Source organism: Aeromonas sp. 6P (assembly GCF_051919525.1).
Classification (GTDB): Bacteria; Pseudomonadota; Gammaproteobacteria; order Enterobacterales; family Aeromonadaceae; genus Aeromonas; species Aeromonas veronii.
The window spans coordinates 2,715,392-2,731,726 of the sequence record NZ_JBQBEO010000002.1 but is presented as its reverse complement, the minus strand read 5'-3'; the positions used below and the strand labels follow the sequence as shown (position 1 = coordinate 2,731,726).

Annotated in this window: 12 protein-coding genes; 3 read left to right on the top strand and 9 right to left on the bottom strand. The window is 57.9% G+C overall.

What is annotated here, in order from left to right:
* Nucleotides 1-99: 99 nt before the first annotated feature.
* Complete coding sequence (locus ACTG2J_RS12670; RefSeq protein ID WP_362810939.1) at nucleotides 100-888, top strand: alpha/beta fold hydrolase; 789 nt, start codon at nucleotides 100-102, stop codon at nucleotides 886-888.
* A 394-nt stretch (nucleotides 889-1,282) separates the two neighbouring features.
* Here ACTG2J_RS12670 and ACTG2J_RS12665 read toward each other — a convergent pair whose 3' ends face one another.
* The 5 genes from ACTG2J_RS12665 to ACTG2J_RS12645 form a co-directional block, all read right to left on the bottom strand.
* Nucleotides 1,283-3,070 carry an NACHT domain-containing protein gene (locus ACTG2J_RS12665; RefSeq protein ID WP_236380327.1) on the bottom strand — a complete coding sequence of 596 codons (1,788 nt, stop codon included), beginning with the start codon at nucleotides 3,068-3,070 and terminating at the stop codon, nucleotides 1,283-1,285.
* Between the two features lie 606 nt (nucleotides 3,071-3,676).
* Complete coding sequence (locus ACTG2J_RS12660; RefSeq protein WP_170872271.1) at nucleotides 3,677-4,159, bottom strand: MgtC/SapB family protein; 483 nt, start codon at nucleotides 4,157-4,159, stop codon at nucleotides 3,677-3,679.
* A gap of 275 nt (nucleotides 4,160-4,434) precedes the next feature.
* Complete coding sequence (locus ACTG2J_RS12655) at nucleotides 4,435-5,475, bottom strand: lipocalin-like domain-containing protein (protein WP_439997915.1); 1,041 nt, start codon at nucleotides 5,473-5,475, stop codon at nucleotides 4,435-4,437.
* Nucleotides 5,476-5,660: 185 nt separating this feature from the next.
* Nucleotides 5,661-8,090, bottom strand: coding sequence for an FtsX-like permease family protein (locus ACTG2J_RS12650; RefSeq protein ID WP_439997543.1), 2,430 nt, complete (start codon nucleotides 8,088-8,090; stop codon nucleotides 5,661-5,663).
* A gap of 30 nt (nucleotides 8,091-8,120) precedes the next feature.
* Entirely contained in the window at nucleotides 8,121-8,801 is a 681-nt protein-coding gene (locus tag ACTG2J_RS12645; RefSeq protein WP_439997542.1) for an ABC transporter ATP-binding protein, read from the bottom strand.
* Nucleotides 8,802-8,998: 197 nt separating this feature from the next.
* Between ACTG2J_RS12645 and ACTG2J_RS12640 the strand changes: the two genes are divergently transcribed.
* Together ACTG2J_RS12640 and nhaD are read left to right on the top strand one after the other, a co-directional pair.
* Entirely contained in the window at nucleotides 8,999-9,466 is a 468-nt protein-coding gene (locus tag ACTG2J_RS12640) for a DUF4357 domain-containing protein (RefSeq protein ID WP_005333716.1), read from the top strand.
* Nucleotides 9,467-9,573: 107 nt separating this feature from the next.
* The gene (gene nhaD, locus ACTG2J_RS12635) at nucleotides 9,574-10,998 is read left to right on the top strand and encodes a sodium:proton antiporter NhaD (RefSeq protein WP_439997541.1); all 1,425 of its coding nucleotides are present in this window, start codon (nucleotides 9,574-9,576) and stop codon (nucleotides 10,996-10,998) included.
* A 76-nt stretch (nucleotides 10,999-11,074) separates the two neighbouring features.
* Here the strand turns inward: nhaD and ACTG2J_RS12630 are convergent, their stop codons facing one another.
* From ACTG2J_RS12630 to ACTG2J_RS12615, 4 genes are all read right to left on the bottom strand, one after another.
* Entirely contained in the window at nucleotides 11,075-12,286 is a 1,212-nt protein-coding gene (locus ACTG2J_RS12630) for a Bcr/CflA family multidrug efflux MFS transporter (protein ID WP_076491839.1), read from the bottom strand.
* A gap of 113 nt (nucleotides 12,287-12,399) precedes the next feature.
* Nucleotides 12,400-14,094, bottom strand: coding sequence for a hypothetical protein (locus ACTG2J_RS12625; RefSeq protein WP_439997540.1), 1,695 nt, complete (start codon nucleotides 14,092-14,094; stop codon nucleotides 12,400-12,402).
* A 58-nt stretch (nucleotides 14,095-14,152) separates the two neighbouring features.
* Nucleotides 14,153-15,481, bottom strand: coding sequence for a hypothetical protein (locus ACTG2J_RS12620; RefSeq protein WP_439997914.1), 1,329 nt, complete (start codon nucleotides 15,479-15,481; stop codon nucleotides 14,153-14,155).
* A gap of 200 nt (nucleotides 15,482-15,681) precedes the next feature.
* Entirely contained in the window at nucleotides 15,682-16,242 is a 561-nt protein-coding gene (locus ACTG2J_RS12615; RefSeq protein ID WP_439997539.1) for a hypothetical protein, read from the bottom strand.
* Between the last annotated feature and the right edge of the window lie 93 nt (nucleotides 16,243-16,335).

Here is a 16,335-nt window from a genome sequence, read left to right as displayed (position 1 = left end):
GGTGATCCGGGTCATGTCAGGCGCATATCTATCGGCGGGCCTGTTCTGTTAATATGCGCGCAGCCGAGTATACCCCCCATCACCAAGGGAGCCTATTGGATGTTGTATCACAAGACTTTCGAACTGGGTCCCGAGCGGGATTGGGTGGTGTTTGTCCACGGCGCCGGTGGCAGCTCCTCCATCTGGTTCAAGCAGCTGCGCGCCTATCGCGAGCACTTCAATGTGCTGCTGCTGGATTTGCGCGGCCACGGCCAGTCTCACCAGCTGCAACAGGTGGTCAAGGGCCACTACAGCTTTCGGGAAGTGACCGAAGATATCGTTCGGCTGCTCGATCATCTCGATATTCGCCGCGCCCACTTTGTCGGCATCTCCCTTGGCACCATCCTTATTCGTCATCTGGCCGAGCTCTGCCCGGAGCGGGTGAAAAGCATGGTACTGGGGGGCGCCATTTTGCGGCTCGATATCCGCTCGCGGGTGCTGGTGCAACTGGGCCGACTCGGCCAGCACTTCCTGCCCTATATGTGGCTCTACCGGCTGTTTGCCTTCATCATCATGCCGCGCCAGCACCATCAGGAGTCACGCAACCTCTTTGTTCGCGAGGCCCGCAAGCTCTGCCAGAAGGAGTTCAAACGCTGGTTCCGCCTCGCCACCGAGGTTAACCCGCTGATGCGCTATTTCCGCGAACGCTCCCTGCCCATTCCCACCCTCTATGTGATGGGGGAGGAGGATCATATGTTTCTGGCACCGGTGCGCGAACAGGTGGCCCGCGATGCCAGCTCTTCATTAGCGGTGATCGAACAGTGCGGCCATGTCTGCAATGTGGAACAGCCGGAGCAGTTTAATCGTCGTACCCTGGCGTTTATTCAATCGCTGGGGGGCGGGAAGTAATCCTATCTCAACTCTTTCTCAAAACATTGCTATGGAATGTATTTGAGCTGGAGTGTATCCAGTAATATTTTTCTGATGATAGGAGGATTATAGCCTCAGAGAAAAACATATCCATCACGATCGGTTTATCTATTAGGTATATAAAGTTTAACCCTCGCAAGTTTTTGAAACTGACATATCAGGTTACAGCGAAAGGGCTTTTCGATAATTTCGAGTTGAGACTCTCACCTGCTTTTTGTTGCAACAGTAGTTCAACAAAGTACATGGAAGTTATCATCCTGATATGTGAGTCAAGCATAGATATAAGCATCATAATAAATATCTACTTTAGAGCTATTAACAATAAAGCAATGAAATAAATAGCATGTTTTTTGCTCTTGCTTGTCGCAAAAAATTAAAATGGCAAAATTTGATCTGTCATCCTATCTGCAATATTGAGGTCTTGCTCTAACGATAAAACCTCACGTTTAAAATGACTTTTGTCAAATGAAATAGATATTTTTTTGCAAATTTCTTTTTGTTTGTGAGTTTCTTTTATTATATGGTCAATGAGTATGATGAAATAACCATCAAATGTTTGGAATGTCTCGTAATCTTCCTGATTACAATATGAAATGTGTTCTGCGATTGTTTTTGAAATACTTTTCAAGTATTCGGAGACAACATTCTTGGCAAATGCAGAATACTCTATGAATAAGACGGATGATAATGTATCCCCCCAATACAAATCAATAATATTACCATTCTCATCGACTTTTACTCTTGAGTCTCGGCCAATTAAATTTAAAAGAGCGCTGTAGTTGATGGACACACTTCCATTGATATCTAGGCATAGAGCGTGTTTTTTATAGGGGATTAGAAAGTATTTAGTGTAATTTCGTTCGTCGATAGTATTCAAAAAAGATAGTACGTTTTGCCATTTTCTAAACTCATGTATATTGTCAATCACCATCTGATAAAATTTACCTTTCTTATTCTCACTCAACCTATAAATAAATGCTGCTGAAAAATACTCTTGAATGCTTTTGTGAGTATATGAGTAATGATCAAATCCATCTCTTACAATTAATGCTGTGATATCTGAAATATCAGAGATAAGCGCATCCTCTAGGTTTTCGTTCAAACGTTCAATTTTAGATGCATCTTCTAGATACTTTCTAAATTTACTAGCTGAAAATCTAGTTTGATTATCATTTAAAGATAGAAAGCTTAAACTATCGAATAGCCTTTGCATTTGATAATCAGTCAGTCCGGAAATCCTATTTCTTTCAAACCCAACCTTCATTCTGTCATGTCTATAGAGCATAGTTGGAAATATTAGGCTATAAAATTCAGATAAGCTATCCGGCTTAAACTGGCGCGCATTATATGTTATTGAAAATAATGTAAGTAATAATGGCGAGGTTGTGACATCAGATAAGAACGTGCTATTTTTTAAAATGGCATTTATACTTTCAGATTGTTTTTTTGATTTATAAATATGCTCTATGAATTCATTCTGAACTGATAGGGGCATTGGATCTATTTTAAGCTTATAAAAGTAAACTGATGAACCCATGCCAGAATCTGGACGTGAGGTTACAACAATTCTGAGTTCTGGAAAAGCTCTAGCAATATTTTCTAGTTCACGTGCTATCTTAGAACGTTTGTCATTAGGAATTTCATCAAAGCCATCCAAAAAAAGAATTATTTTCCCTGAAGTGGCTAGATGTTCAAAAACAGAAAAGTCTAAAGAAACTCCTAGTTCATTAATCGCAGATATTAATTCATCTCTTAAGGAACTCTCGAATCTTAAGTTTCTAAATTCAACGAATATCGGTATATGCGAACTATTATTTGCTTCGTTGATACATATTTTACGTAAAAATAAGGACTTGCCTTGCCCAGGGCCACCTTCAATTAAAACATGCTTATTTCTAAGTTGGCTAAATGTATCTATACTGAAGCCATCGAAAGAAACTGCTTTATCAAAAAATATCTCATTTAGAGAGACAATGGAATCAGGGTTTAATATTGTTTTTACATATCCAATTCGTTCAACATTTCTTTTGAAAAACTTAAGTTTTTCTATCGAAAAAGCATTGGTTATTTTTTCTTTAAGTTTACCTGATACGGATTTTATTAATTCATCAACCAAGCCATCTAAGCCACCTGTTGCCTTACTTATAATGCTATCTAACATTATCGCCTCTTTGAAAAATTGATGTATCAACGACTCTCATTGCTGTAGGAAAATGAGTTTTATTTGTGACGTGTAAACTGGCTTTGGAGTAGCCAGTTTACCGAGACGTAAGGATAGGGAATTGCTCTATTCTCAATGTTTTTAAATAAGGTGGTGGAGCAATGCGCTTCGCTTAATGACATTTTCCTGCTGGGATAGCTACCGCACGGGGTTACAGCTCCCTGAGTACTGCTTTTAACCAGATTGAAAATGGGTAAATCATGGGCTTACCTCGGCTGCTTTTGGGGCTGTGAGGGCCAGATGAGCAAGGTATCAAACACCTACCAATAAAAGTGAGTAAAAAGTTAGTTATTGCTCGGACTTTGAAAGGTTTTTTGACGAGGATCAGACTTGAGCCAGGTTAGCAGCGGGTTGAGTGGGTGGCGGTGTTCAATAAACAAGCAGACAAGACATCCTGGACTACTGGCGCCAAGTGACAGAAGTGGCTGGGCGATATGACTGTGATGCCCTGTTATAAGGGCTATGGATTTCGGGTCATCGAGCAGACCGGCCACTCGGGTGGCCGGTATCTGCAGAGGGCCGCAGTCAGTGGGGGGTCAATGAGGATTACTCACGGCCCTCTTTTTTGATCCCCAGCAGCCAAGGCACGATGGTCAGAATAAACAGCGCGATCAGGGTGGCGAGCACTGCGGTGGACTCTCGGCCCATACCCGCGGCAATGCCGATGGCGGCGGTGACCCAGATACCGGCGGCCGTGGTCAGCCCCTTGGTTTCTGTTTGTCGGGTGCCCAGAATGATGGTGCCAGCCCCCAGAAATCCCACCCCGGCAGTGAGACCCTGCAACACCCGGGTCAGGTCGGCAGTTGATGCGCCAGCTTGCTGGGGGATCAGCACGAACAGGGCGGCGCCAATACTGACCAGCATATGGGTGCGGATACCGGCACTTTTCCCTTTCTGTTCACGCTCGTAGCCTAATAGACCGCCGAGCAGACCTGCCACCAGCAGGCGCAATACAATCTGGGTCATCTGCTTGATATCTTGAATATCGGTGAACTCGGAGACGATGGTCTGCCAGATCTCTTGCCACATAAATGCCATCCTTGTGCATGCTGCATATGAATTGAACGAATCAAACCGGTTAATGCTGTCGCCATGGGTGCTGTACGAAAATACGCCATGAGACCTCATCCGCAGGGTATCAAACGCTGACTTCCCTTGTTGAGTAAAAAGTGTTGAGTAAAAAGTGTTGAGTAAAAAGTGTTGAGTAAAAAGCTGTCCAGGTTGTCGGATTTTAATGAGTTCTTGATAGCACCCTGCTTTTGAATCAAGCGTCAGAATAAGGGATAACCGGCGATGGTCGCAGGCTAATAACCGGTCATCTCCAGATAGCCGACCCCCTTGGCATCCCCCGAGACCGAGACAGCTCCCTCCCAGTAGTCAAAGCGACCGGTCATGGCCTGATTGGGCTGACGGGCTTTGATGGTGAGGCTCATTCCGGCGGCGTTTAGCTGCCACTCGACGGGGTACGCTTGCCCCTTGGGGCCGCGCCAGGTGTTGCCCGGGGTGAGGCGAATCGCGTCGGGGGCGAGCACCCGGCTGCTGCCATCCCGCTCAATCAAGATGCCGTAGCGGTTCTCGGGCTCTGCGCGGCCCGATTTGGTGCGCAGGCGAAACAGCATCAGCTCGCGGCCATCGGCCAGTTGCAGCGAAAACCAGTCCCAGCCCGATTGCCACTCGGCCAATACCGAGCTGCTCCACTCGTGATCAAACCATCCTTGTCCGGTGACGGTGCGGGTTTCGCCATCGCGGGTCAGGGTGCCGCGAAGAGTGAGGCGCGGGTAGGAGTAGTAAAAGGAGGCGTTGCCCGGGCTCTTCTCGCTGTAACCGGCCTTGCCTTGCAGCACCAGCGGCTTGGCGGCAGTGACGGTGAGGTTCAGCTCGCCAATCTTGCTCTGCACCTTGAGGGTGGCGGGGAACAGCGCAGCCCCTTGGGAGGCAAGCCGCCACTCCCTGAGCCAATATTGACCGCCGCTGGCCCCCGCCAGTCCCGGCCCCTGCCGACTGGCCCGCTCATCTTGCTGGTGGCTGCCACGGTCGAGATCCGTGATGGCAAACTGGGCCAGCCAGAGCTGGGGGGTGAGCCAGGGGTTGCTGGTGCGGAGTTCTTGTTCGATACCTTGGCGAAACAGGGTCCACTGCATGCCATATTCGCGCCCCTGCTCATCCTTGAGGTTGCCGGTGAGATACCACCACTCGGAGCGGTAATCGGGGTGGGCGGCGTGATCCTCCGGCAATTGGATGGTTTGCCCCGGCTGCACCTTTTTAAAGCTGTCGTTGCCGCCGCCGAGCAGGGCGCCCAGATCGCTGGCCTGCGCGCTGCCAATCATGGCAATCAGCGGGAGCAAGAGGGTGGCGAGCCACAGGGGCCGTAAGGAGGACAAGATCCCCCTCACCCTGGCCCTCTCCCAAAGGGAGAGGGGATGGTTCAATGCCGCACTGTGATCTTCTCTGCGCTGAAAAAATGGCGGAGAGAGGGACGTGGTTAATGGGAGCTTCAAGCTATGGCTGAGCCAGTGCGCTAACCGATATGTCATACCACTCTCCTTGCCGCATACCAGGAGGCCAGTGCCCCGCACACCGGCGCCAGCAACAGGGCGGTGACCGCATGAAGGGGGGCGGCCTCGAAGGCGAGGCGCCAGCCAAAGGCGCGTGGGTTGACCACCTCGATCAGCACCCAGGCGAGGCCATACCCCACCGGCAGGGCCAGCAGGGCGGTGAGCAGCCCCAATCCCGCCCCTTGCCACACCAGCAGTTGGCGGCAGTGGCGGGGGCTCAAGCCCAGACTCTGCAAGGTCTGCAGCTCGCCACGGCGTGCCAGCCCCAGCACCATAAAGGCCGAGCCAATGCCGACAAAGGCGATGCCCAAGATCAGCAGTTTCAATAGCTCGGTCACCACAAAGGTCTGGTCAAACACCTTGAGCGCCGCGCTGTGAATGGCGGGGGCGGAGAGCAGATTGAGCTGCTCGCCAAAGCGCTCGCGCAGGCGGTCGGCCAGCTGTTCGGGGTCGTCGCTAAAGAGGGCGAGGGATTGCACTGCGCCCCCTTCGAAGGCGTGCAGGATCTGTCCCTTGTCGCTGCCATAGTCCTGATAGACGCCGGTGACGGTGAACTGCCTTGGCCCCTGCTCGCCGCTGATCGCCAACTGCTGGCCCACCTTGACCCCGAGGCGCACCGTCAGCGGCTCGCTCGCCAGCACCTCGTCAGGACGGGTCGGCCAGCGTCCGGCCAGCAGCGGATAGGCCGCTTTAAGCTGGGGGATAAAGTCCATCTGTGCCCACTCGATGGGCTGCCCCTGCCAGCGGGCGGGGTGCACCGAGCGGCGCGAGGCGGCGCTCACCAGCGGATTGGCGAGCAGGGTCTTGAGGGTTGTGTCGCTCAAGGTGCCCTTGTTGCCCGCCACCCCCTTGGGGGCGGTGACATAGAGATCGGCGGCCAGACGCTGGCCGAGCCAGATCTCCACGCTGGAGCGAAAGCTCGACACCATGACCCCGATGCCGATGGCCGCCGCGATGGCCAGCTGTAACGCCATCACCGCGATGGCGGTGCGATCGAGGTGATAGAGGGTCTCGGCCACCCCGAGCCGGGCGGAGAGGGGGCCGCCCGCGCGCCGTCGCAACCAGCCAAGCAGGCCGCGCAGGGCATCGGGCAGCCAGAGTGCCATGGCCAGCAGCCAGCCGCCGGCGATAAAGAGGGCGCCGGTCAGACCCGTTTGCGGCAGCCACAGGCACAGAGCGCACAGCAGCAAGATGGCGATGGCCAGCACGCGCCGTCGCCACGGGTGAGCGGGGGGACGGCTGCTGCCAGCACGCAGTTCTAGGGGAGATTGGCGCAGCAGTTGCCACCAGCCGGGCAGGTTGGCGGCCAGTGTGCCGAGCAGCCCGATCAACAGCGCCTTGAGCAGGCTCACAGGGGAGAGGCGCAACAAATCGATGGGGTTGGGCCCATAGAGATCGGCCAGCGCTTGTGTCAGTTGCCCCATCAGCACCAGCGCCAACAGGCTGCCGAGCAGCACCCCGAGCAGGGTGCCGATGGTGGCGAGAATAAGTAGCTCCAGGATGAGCCAGCGCAGCACCCGGCTTGGCCCCATTCCCAGAATGATCAACTGGGCCAGCTGGGGGCGACGCACGCTCTGGACAAATCGCTGGGCGTTGAACACCAGAAACAGTCCCACCGCCATGGCGAGCAATGACAGTGCCGTCAGGTTAAGGGCCAGCGCATCGCCAAGCTGGCTGGCATCGAGCGCCGGGCTGATGGGCTCAAGCCACAAGGGCTGGTTCGGGTAACGGGTGTGCAGAGTGGCCTGCAGGGTACGAGCCTCAGCGTCACTTAGCTTGAAGACGATGCGATCGAGCCGACCCGCTTTATCCAGCAGCGGTTGGGCGAGGCCGATGTCGGTTATCAGCAGTCGCTCCATGGGCACGGCGCCCGGTTCAAACGTGCCCGCCAGCATCAGGGTCAGGGGGCGGGCGCTTGCGCCATCACTGCCGCCCAAGACAAAGCGTCGGCTCTGACCCGCTTGCCAGCCAAGTCGATCTGCCTCGGGGGCCGCCAGCCAGACGCTGTCGGCACGATTTAAGGAGAAGGCGGGGTCGCTATCAGGCCGGGCGCCAAACAGCTGGCGCAGGGGGCCGGGGTTGAAGAGATCCATTCCCAGCAGTTGAAAGCTGCGCCCCTCTTCATCCTTGAGCCAGCCATGGAGTTGGGGCATGGCATCGAGGGCGGGCTGGCTGGTCACCAGCTGCACGTAAAGCTGCTCATCCATCCCGCCAGCAGGGGCCAGCCGGTAGTTGGCTTCCCCCGCCAGCTGGCTGCGGGCGGCGACGAAGTTGGTGCGGGCACTGTGATTGAGCAGCTCGATGGCCACCACCAGCGACACCCCCAATACCAGCCCGGCCAGACTCATCAGCAGCAACCAGGGGTGGCTGCGATAGAGGCGCAGCAGCGCTTTGAGTGGCAGCATCAGCGTGTCTCCGGCTGGCGCAGTCGCTGCCTAGTCATGACGTGGCCCCTTGAGCTCGATAAGTTGCCCCCCTTCGAGGCGCTGCACCCTGTCGGCCAGCGCAGCATAAGCGGGGTTGTGGCTCACCAGCAGCAAGCCTGCGCCGGTATCGCGCACCGCTGCCACCATCAGCGCCATCACCTGTTCGGCATTGTGCTCATCGAGGCTGCCGGTGGGTTCGTCGGCGAGCAGCCACTGGGGCTGATGGATCAGGGCGCGGGCCAGCGCCACCCGCTGTCGCTGGCCGCCGGAGAGCTGCTCTGGCCAGGCATGGCGCTTGTGGCTCATATCGAGCCGGTGCAGCAACTGGTCAATCCTTGTCTCATCCGGTGGCAGCCCGTTGATGGCCAGCGGCAGGGCCAGATTCTCGACCACGTTGAGGGTCGGCAGCAGGTTGAAATCCTGATAGACGATACCGAAATGGCGGCCCCGCAGGCGCGCCCGCTCGTCGGGAGATCGGGTGTCGATCCGGGTCTCCCCCAGCCAGATCTCCCCCTCGTCCGGTGCAATCAGCCCGGCGATCAGATTGAGCAGGGTCGACTTGCCGCAGCCGCTTTGGCCCAGCAGCAGGGTGATCTCGCCAGCGGGGAGGGCGAGATCGAGATGGTGGAACAGCGGCAGTCGTTCACTGCCGTTATCGAAGCTCTTGCAGAGGTTGCGCAGGGTCAGCATGGGATAACCGTTTGATGGTCAATGGCTTTCATCATGCTTGGTACGCTAGCACGGCCAGCATTGATCAACACCCCTTACGGTTGATCAAGAGTGCCAGTTAGTGATCAAGGCGGCAAAAGAGCAGTGGATCCTCGCTGGATCCCGCTTGCCCGAGGTGGTTAGAATAGGGGCTTCCATGGGTCACAGGATGAGCAAGGATGTTACACAAGCAAGTCAGTTTTATCATCGATAGCAAGGGCAACAAGCAGGCTGCCGTCGTCCCCATCGAGATCTACAACGAGCTGATGACCCTGCAAAAGGCACTCTCCGACAACCGGCCGGGGGAGCGCGAGCTCTACCACTTCAACGGCAAAGGGGCCGAGGCCCACGGTTATCCGGTGGGCAAGCGGCAAAATCCGGGCTTTATGGTGCTGGCCGGTTCCACCGCCAATGGCGAGGATGCCGCCTCTTTGCGTGAAGCGGTGATCGAGCTGCGTCACGAACTGCTGGAAAAGGGGGTCATAGTGCCCCGCAGTCAGGGCGGCTTTGTCTTTACCGCCGATCAGCTGTTCAACAGCCCGAGTCTGGCCGCCAGTCTGGTGGCGGGCAATAACCGCAGCGGTCTGGATGCCTGGCAAAACAGCGCAGGCTATACCCTCAAGCAGTCGGGTTTCGGCAAGAAATAATCCCGCGTTTCGACAGCAAACCAATTAAGCGTTAATTGACCTGGATGAATTTTTCTTTTCATCCAGGTGCTAGCATCATTGCCAGATGGTTCTAAAAGGAAGAGACCATGTCTGCGCTCACCCCTGTTATTTTGCTGCTGTCCCTGTTTATCCCTCCCGCCCATGCCAGTAGTGGCCCTGTTCTGTTGACATCCTCCTCAATCGGACTTTTTTGTGTCGGATTGTTTGTGTTGGCTTACGCCCTGGTGATGGCTGAAGAGTATCTGCAACTGCGCAAGTCCAAACCCGTGCTGGTGGCCGCCGGGGTGATCTGGATCCTGATCGGTATCGCCTATGCACAGCAGGGGATAAGCCCTGTCGCCGAGCAGGCATTTCGCCATACCCTGCTGGAATATGCCGAGCTGATGCTGTTCCTGCTGGTGGCGATGACCTATATCAACGCCATGGAGGATCGGCGGCTGTTCGATGCCCTGCGCGCCTGGCTGGTACGATCCGGCTTTCACTTGCGCACCCTGTTCTGGTTGACCGGCGGGCTTGCCTTCTGTATTTCGCCGGTGGCAGACAACCTGACCACTGCGCTCTTGATGTGCGCCGTGGTGTTGAAGGTGGCCAACGGTGATCGGCGTTTTGTCAATCTTGCCTGCATCAACATAGTGATCGCCGCCAATGCCGGAGGGGCGTTCAGTCCCTTTGGCGATATCACCACCCTGATGGTGTGGCAGGCGGGCAAGGTGCAATTTGGCCAGTTCTTCACCCTGCTTATTCCCTCTCTGCTCAATTTTCTGGTCCCGGCCATCCTGATGAGCCTGATGGTGCCGCGCCATGTGCCGGAGGCTGATAACGAGGTGGTCGATCTCAAGCGGGGGGCCCGCCGCATCGTCGCGCTGTTCTTGCTGACCATCATCACGGCGGTGCTATGCCACAGTTTCCTCCATCTGCCACCCGTACTGGGCATGATGTTGGGGCTCGGTTATCTGCAGTTTTTCGGCTTCTATTTGCGCAAGTCGCTGCCGCGATCCCTTGCCCGCAAGCGTGCGCTCTATGAACGCAATGGCGATGAGGTACGGTTGCGCAGTCTGGGTTCTGTGGTGCCATTTGACGTGTTCAACAAGGTGGCCAAGGCGGAGTGGGATACCTTGCTCTTCTTCTACGGGGTGGTGATGTGTGTCGGTGGGCTGGGCTTTATGGGCTATCTGGAGCTGGTATCACACTGGTTGTATGACGCTGGGGATCCCACCATGGCCAACATCTTCATCGGGGTCTTGTCCTCCGTTATCGACAACATTCCCGTGATGTTTGCCGTGTTGTCGATGAACCCGGATATGGCGCTGGGGCAGTGGCTGCTGGTGACCCTGACCGCCGGGGTGGGCGGCAGCCTGCTCTCCATCGGCTCTGCGGCCGGGGTGGCCCTGATGGGACAGGCCCACGGCATGTATACCTTTTTTGGCCACCTGAAGTGGCTGCCTGCCATCTTGCTCGGTTATCTGGTGAGCATAGGGGCGCACCTCTGGCTCAACAGTGCCCAGTTCTGAACGTCTGGCCACCAGTACGAAAAGAGGCCTCCGTTGACGGAAGCCTCTTTCGTTTTCCTGACAGGAGGGAGGGGGATCAATCGCCTCGCTTGCCGGTCAGCAGCCAGTAACTCAGGGTGGAGCCCACGCCGCAGCAGGCGATGGCGATGGCCATCGGCAGCGGCGAGTGGGGCGGATTGAGGTTGACCAGAATGCCGACCAGGGCGCCGATGCCAAAGCGCAGGGTGCCCGCCAGTGCCGAGGCGGTGCCCGCAGATTGCGGGAAGTGGCCCATCAGGCCGGTCATGGCGTTGGCGCCCACCAGACTGATATGGCCGACAAACAGTACCACCGGAATGACGATGCCCCACAGGCCGCCGGTCTGGCTCCAGGCGTTGTAGACCAGCAGGGCGCCCGCGCAGGGCAGCACCAGCAGGCCGTATTGCAGCATCCGCTCGGCGCCCACCCCTTTCACCAGTCGGCTATTGACGAAGGTGACCACCATCATCAGCAGAATATTGAGGCCAAACAGCCAGCCGTAGTGCTCGGTCGGCACCTTGAAATACTCGATATAGACGTAAGGGGAGCCACTTAAGAAGGCGAACATGCCGGAGCTGGAGAGGGAGCCGCACAGCACATAACCCATGGCGCCGCGATGGGAGAGTACCCCCCAGTAGTTCTTGAGGATCTGGCCGATCTTGAGCGGCTGACGGTGCTCCGGTTTCAGGGTCTCCTGAATTTTCCACTGCATCACCAGACAGATCAGCAGGCTGATCCCCACCAGCAGCCAGAAGATCACCCGCCAGTCGGCGTGGGCACTGATATAGCCCCCCACCACAGGGGCCACCAGCGGCGCCAGCGTCATCACCAGAATGACGAACGACATGGCGCGGGAAAACGCATCCTTCTCGAACAGGTCGCGCAGCAGAGCATTGACCACCACAGAGCCCGCCGCGCCGCCCGCCGCCTGCAACATCCGATAGGCCAGCAATTCAGGCAGAGAGTCCGCCATGGCGCAACCCACCGAGGCGATGGCAAACATCACCAGCCCCGCCAGGATCACCGGCTTGCGGCCATAGCTGTCGGCGAGCGGGCCGTAGAAGAGCTGGCCGATGGCAAAGCCGCCCAGAAAGGCGCTGATGGTGAGCTGGGCACCATCGATGCTGGTGGCCAGATCCCGGGCAATGGCCGGAATGGCCGGCAGATACATATCCACCGCCAGCGGGGTCAGACCCGCCAGAGCGCCGAGCAGGATAAACAGGAAGCGGGGGGAGAGGGCGGCAGCCTGAGCTGTTGGCGATTGGGGCATAGGGTATCCGCTGGTGAACCTTGGTTGAAAAAGGGAGAAGGGCGAGTCTATCAGGTTTGCCCCCGCTCGGCATGACGTTCCTGCCCCCTCAAAAGGGGGAGGTGCCCGGCGGCTCAGCCACCTTGGGGTGCACGCTTGCGGTCACGCGGGCGCGCTGCGCGGATCACTCCCCCCAGCCAGAGCAGCCAGGCCAGCGACGAGATGGCGTACCCGAGCCGCTCCGGCCAGCGGGCTGTGAGGGTAAAGGTGAGGCTGTGTTGTCCGGCAGGCACCCAGACCTGCACCAGGCCGTTGCGGGTGCTGCTGACGCTCAGCGGCAGGCGCTGGTCGAGCCTTGCCTGCCAGCCTGGGTAATCAAACTGGTGCAGGATCAGTTTGGCGGGCGCCGGGGCATCCACCGTCAATTCGATATGACGAGGCTGCCAGCGCTGGATCTGCCAGTTCACCCCCTGATGGTCGCTGGTGATGGCGGGCTGGAATTCCTCTTTCCAGGCCAGCAGGGTGGGGGCAAACATGCCGCGTGGCACCTGCTTTGGACGGTATTCGCGGGCGCTGCGCTTGCTATCGAACTCCCCGTCGAGCTGACTCTTTACGGGAGCCTGGGTGAGCGGCGCCTCGCGTACATAGAGTCCCTGCGAGAGCAGGGTGAGGGCAAGCAGTAGCCACCAGACCCACTGCCACGGGCGATAGGTGGGGGTACCCAGCGCCACCACGGCGACGGTAGCGATGACCAGCAGCAGATTGAGGCGCCAGGGAAATTGCACCAGTTGCAACGGAGTGAGCAGGCGCCACAGGGGCTCGCTTGGTGGCAGCATCATCAGAAAGCTCAGGGTGCCAATGACCCCCCAGAGCAGCAACTCGGGATGGCGCGGCTCGCGGGCGGCAGCCCAAGCTACCAACAGCAGAGCCAGGGTGAGCAGCGTCAGCCAGGCGAGATGGCCGCGAAAGCGCCAGTCATCACGGCTTTGGGGCAAACGATCGAGAAAGTTGCGCTGAAATTCGAACATGCCGGTGCGCATCTGCTCCATGGAGATCCCCCCCTGATCCAACAGGGCGGGCAGCAGCAACAGGCTGGCCATCGCCAACCCCCAGAGCTGGCCCAGCAGGGTGCCGATAAGCGGGGAGGCGGTGACAGGGACACTGACAAGCGCTGTGCTCCCCTTGTAGCGCCAGACTAGCAGCAGGCTGCGCAGGGTGAGCAAGCCCAGAATGAGCAGGGTGCTTGGTAGATGGGAAAGCGTCAGCATGGAGACGGCCAGTGCGAGCAGCAGTAGCGCAAAGGGGGCGCCGCGGCAGAGGCGATCCTGCGCCAGCAGTGCCAGCGGCGCCCAGACGAAGGCCCAGCTCTCCGCCAGGGCAAAGCGGGCGTAGATATCGATGGCCAGATGATAGGGCAGCGCCATATAGAGCAGACTGGCCGACAGCGCCCGCCCGTGGCCGGCAAAGGGGCGCAACCAGAGATAGGCAAACAGGCCGGAGAGCCAGAGTGCCACGCTGCTGCTCCAGAGCAGCGGCGTCATCGCCTCGTGGGCCAGTGGGGTGGGGCCGGCGAACAGGGCGCTCACATAGTAGGGCAGGGGGGGATAGAAGAAAAAGACTGGGCTGCCGAAGGCGCCGTTCATCTCCATCAACCAGCGCGGATAGAGCTCACCTTGCCACAGTTGCACGGCAAAGAAGTGACCGGAGAGCAGGTGGTGAAACAGATCATGGCCCTGACTGCCGCCACGTAGCCAGAATGGCTGCAACAGGAGGGCACAGGCCCCGGTCAGCACCGACAAAACCCACAGCCACTCTCTGGTTACACGCATAAGGAGACTCGTCTGTTATGGATGCGCAGTGAGTGTACCCGAGTTGTTCCCCTCTTTTTTAGTTGTCATGGCTGATTTTTGTGCTTTTTCTGTGCTTCTTGTCACTTTCCCTATGGGGTGTCTGCAGCGAGGGAATGGCGAGCCAGAGGCCGGGCTCGGCGGCAAAGCGTGGGGCAAACCAGTGCTGGCGCACCGCAGTGGGCATTTCGCTCGCGGCGATGGGGCGGCGACTGAGACGGCAGGCTCCTTGAGAGAGCGCCAGCGCCGCATCTCCCTTGTACCAGCCATCGGTCACCGGCAGTGCCGTGGTCTCCCGCAGCAATCTTACCCCCCACTGGGTCACCAGTGTCGGGCACGCTTTTTCTGCCAGTTTTGCCGCCTGCACCATGGCGGGCGGACGGGGCAGGGTGAAGGTCGCCGCTAGGAGCAGCAATCCGGCCACCGCGACCACCCACTCGCCACGGCATGGCAGCCAGCCTGCCAGTAGCACAATACCGAGCAGGGTGATGGGGGCCAGATGGCGGGGATTGTCAGGGTTCTGGCCAAACAGGGTCCAGAGCAGCAGGGCGAGCCAGTAGAGCGTCCAGAGCGGGGGGAGGGCGGCAGGGTGGTTTTTTGATCTTTGCCAAAGCGGCAGCACCAGCAGCGCCCCAACAGCCAAGGGCCAAAGCGGGGTGAGCTGATCGTTGAAGGTGCTCGCCCAGCTCAGCAGCCGATCGCCGTGAGCCGCTGCCGTGTTGCCCCACAGGGTAAAGTGGCCGTCGGTAAAGCGGCGTCCCTCGCTGAAATAGGCCCAGCCATCGGCCTGCCAGACAAACAGCAGGCAGGCTAACCCCACCAGAATAATCGGGAGCAGAAAGTTAAGTCGCTGACCCTTTTGTGCCATCCCCAGCCAAAGCGGCAGCAACGCCAGCACAAAATAGGAGGGGCGCAGCGCCAGCATAAGGCCCAGCATGAGGCCCGCCAGCGCAATTCTGCGTTGCTGCAAGGCCAGCAGCGTCCCGAGCCAGGTGGCGAGTGCCGGCCCGTCCGAAAGGCCGGAGAGCGCCAGCGTCGGGGTGAGCGGCAGGGCCAGCACCAGCAACCAAACCGGCGCCAGCAGGCTTGGCCGTTGCCACAGCTTCACCGCCAACAAGGCGGCGAGCGGCGCCAGCAAACTGCTACCGAGCAGACTTGCCCACTGCACCGCGCGGGCTGGATCGTCCACCGCCAGATTGATCAACCGCGCCAGCCAGATAAAGGCGGGGTAGCCGGGAAAGTGAGGGGAGAACTCCAGCACGCTAAAGCGCGTCACCCCGTGGGCAAAATTGAGGGCATCGTCGGAATCGAGGGACACCGGGAAGGCTAGCAGCCAGCTTAGCCAAGCTAGTTGCAGCAGGGCAAGCAGCCAAATGGTGATTGAGCAGGGGGAAGTCCAACGCCGATACGTTGCCTTCCCCCTCATCCCCAGCCCTTCTCCCGCCAGGGGCGAAGGGGGCAAACCGGCGTCCGGGTGCATTTATCGGCAGGCCGTGCGTAGGGTGGGTAGGGCGCAGCGAAACCCACCGTTTGTCACAGCGAGGTGGCGCAATGATTGGCAGGTTGCCATCAAAGCGGCGCCAGCACGGCCATCAGCGCTTTTTCCGCTGCGGCAAAGGCGGCGGCGTCGGCGGGCTTGGCGCCCACCCCGAATACCCCCGGGTTGCCGATGGCATCCAGCACCTTGGCCAGCGCCTGTTCGGCCGCCTTGCGATCCCCCTCGCTAAGGGATGGGAGGATCAGATCGAGGAAGCGCTTGCTCTTGACCACCAGCACCTTGGCGGTCTGGTAGTCGCCAAGATTCTGGCTGGCCCCTTCGAGGCGGCGCTCAATCTCCGCCTTGTAGGCACGGTTGAGCAGGGCGGCGGTGGCTGCGGCATCTTTGGCCTTGATGGCGGCGGCCAGCGGCCCTTGCAGCTCCACCTTGTGGTGCTGTTCCAGATAGGTCAGTTCGTCGGCAATCTCGCTCAAGGTGGCGCTGGCATCCTTGCCGCCAGTGGCGGCGCCAAGCAGCGCTTCGCGGGCGTCGATCAGCGGCTCCTTGCCGGCGGCGGCGTAGGAGTAAGCCTGCGCCTGCCCGCTCAGGGCCAGCAGCAGGGTGAGGGCGAGTAAACCCGGGCGGATGGTCATCCTGTTCTCCTTACTTATGCCAATGGCGCGGCCATCAGGCCACGCTCTGGGTTTCAATCACGGTGTTTTCGTTGCGATGGTTAAAGGTGTTGC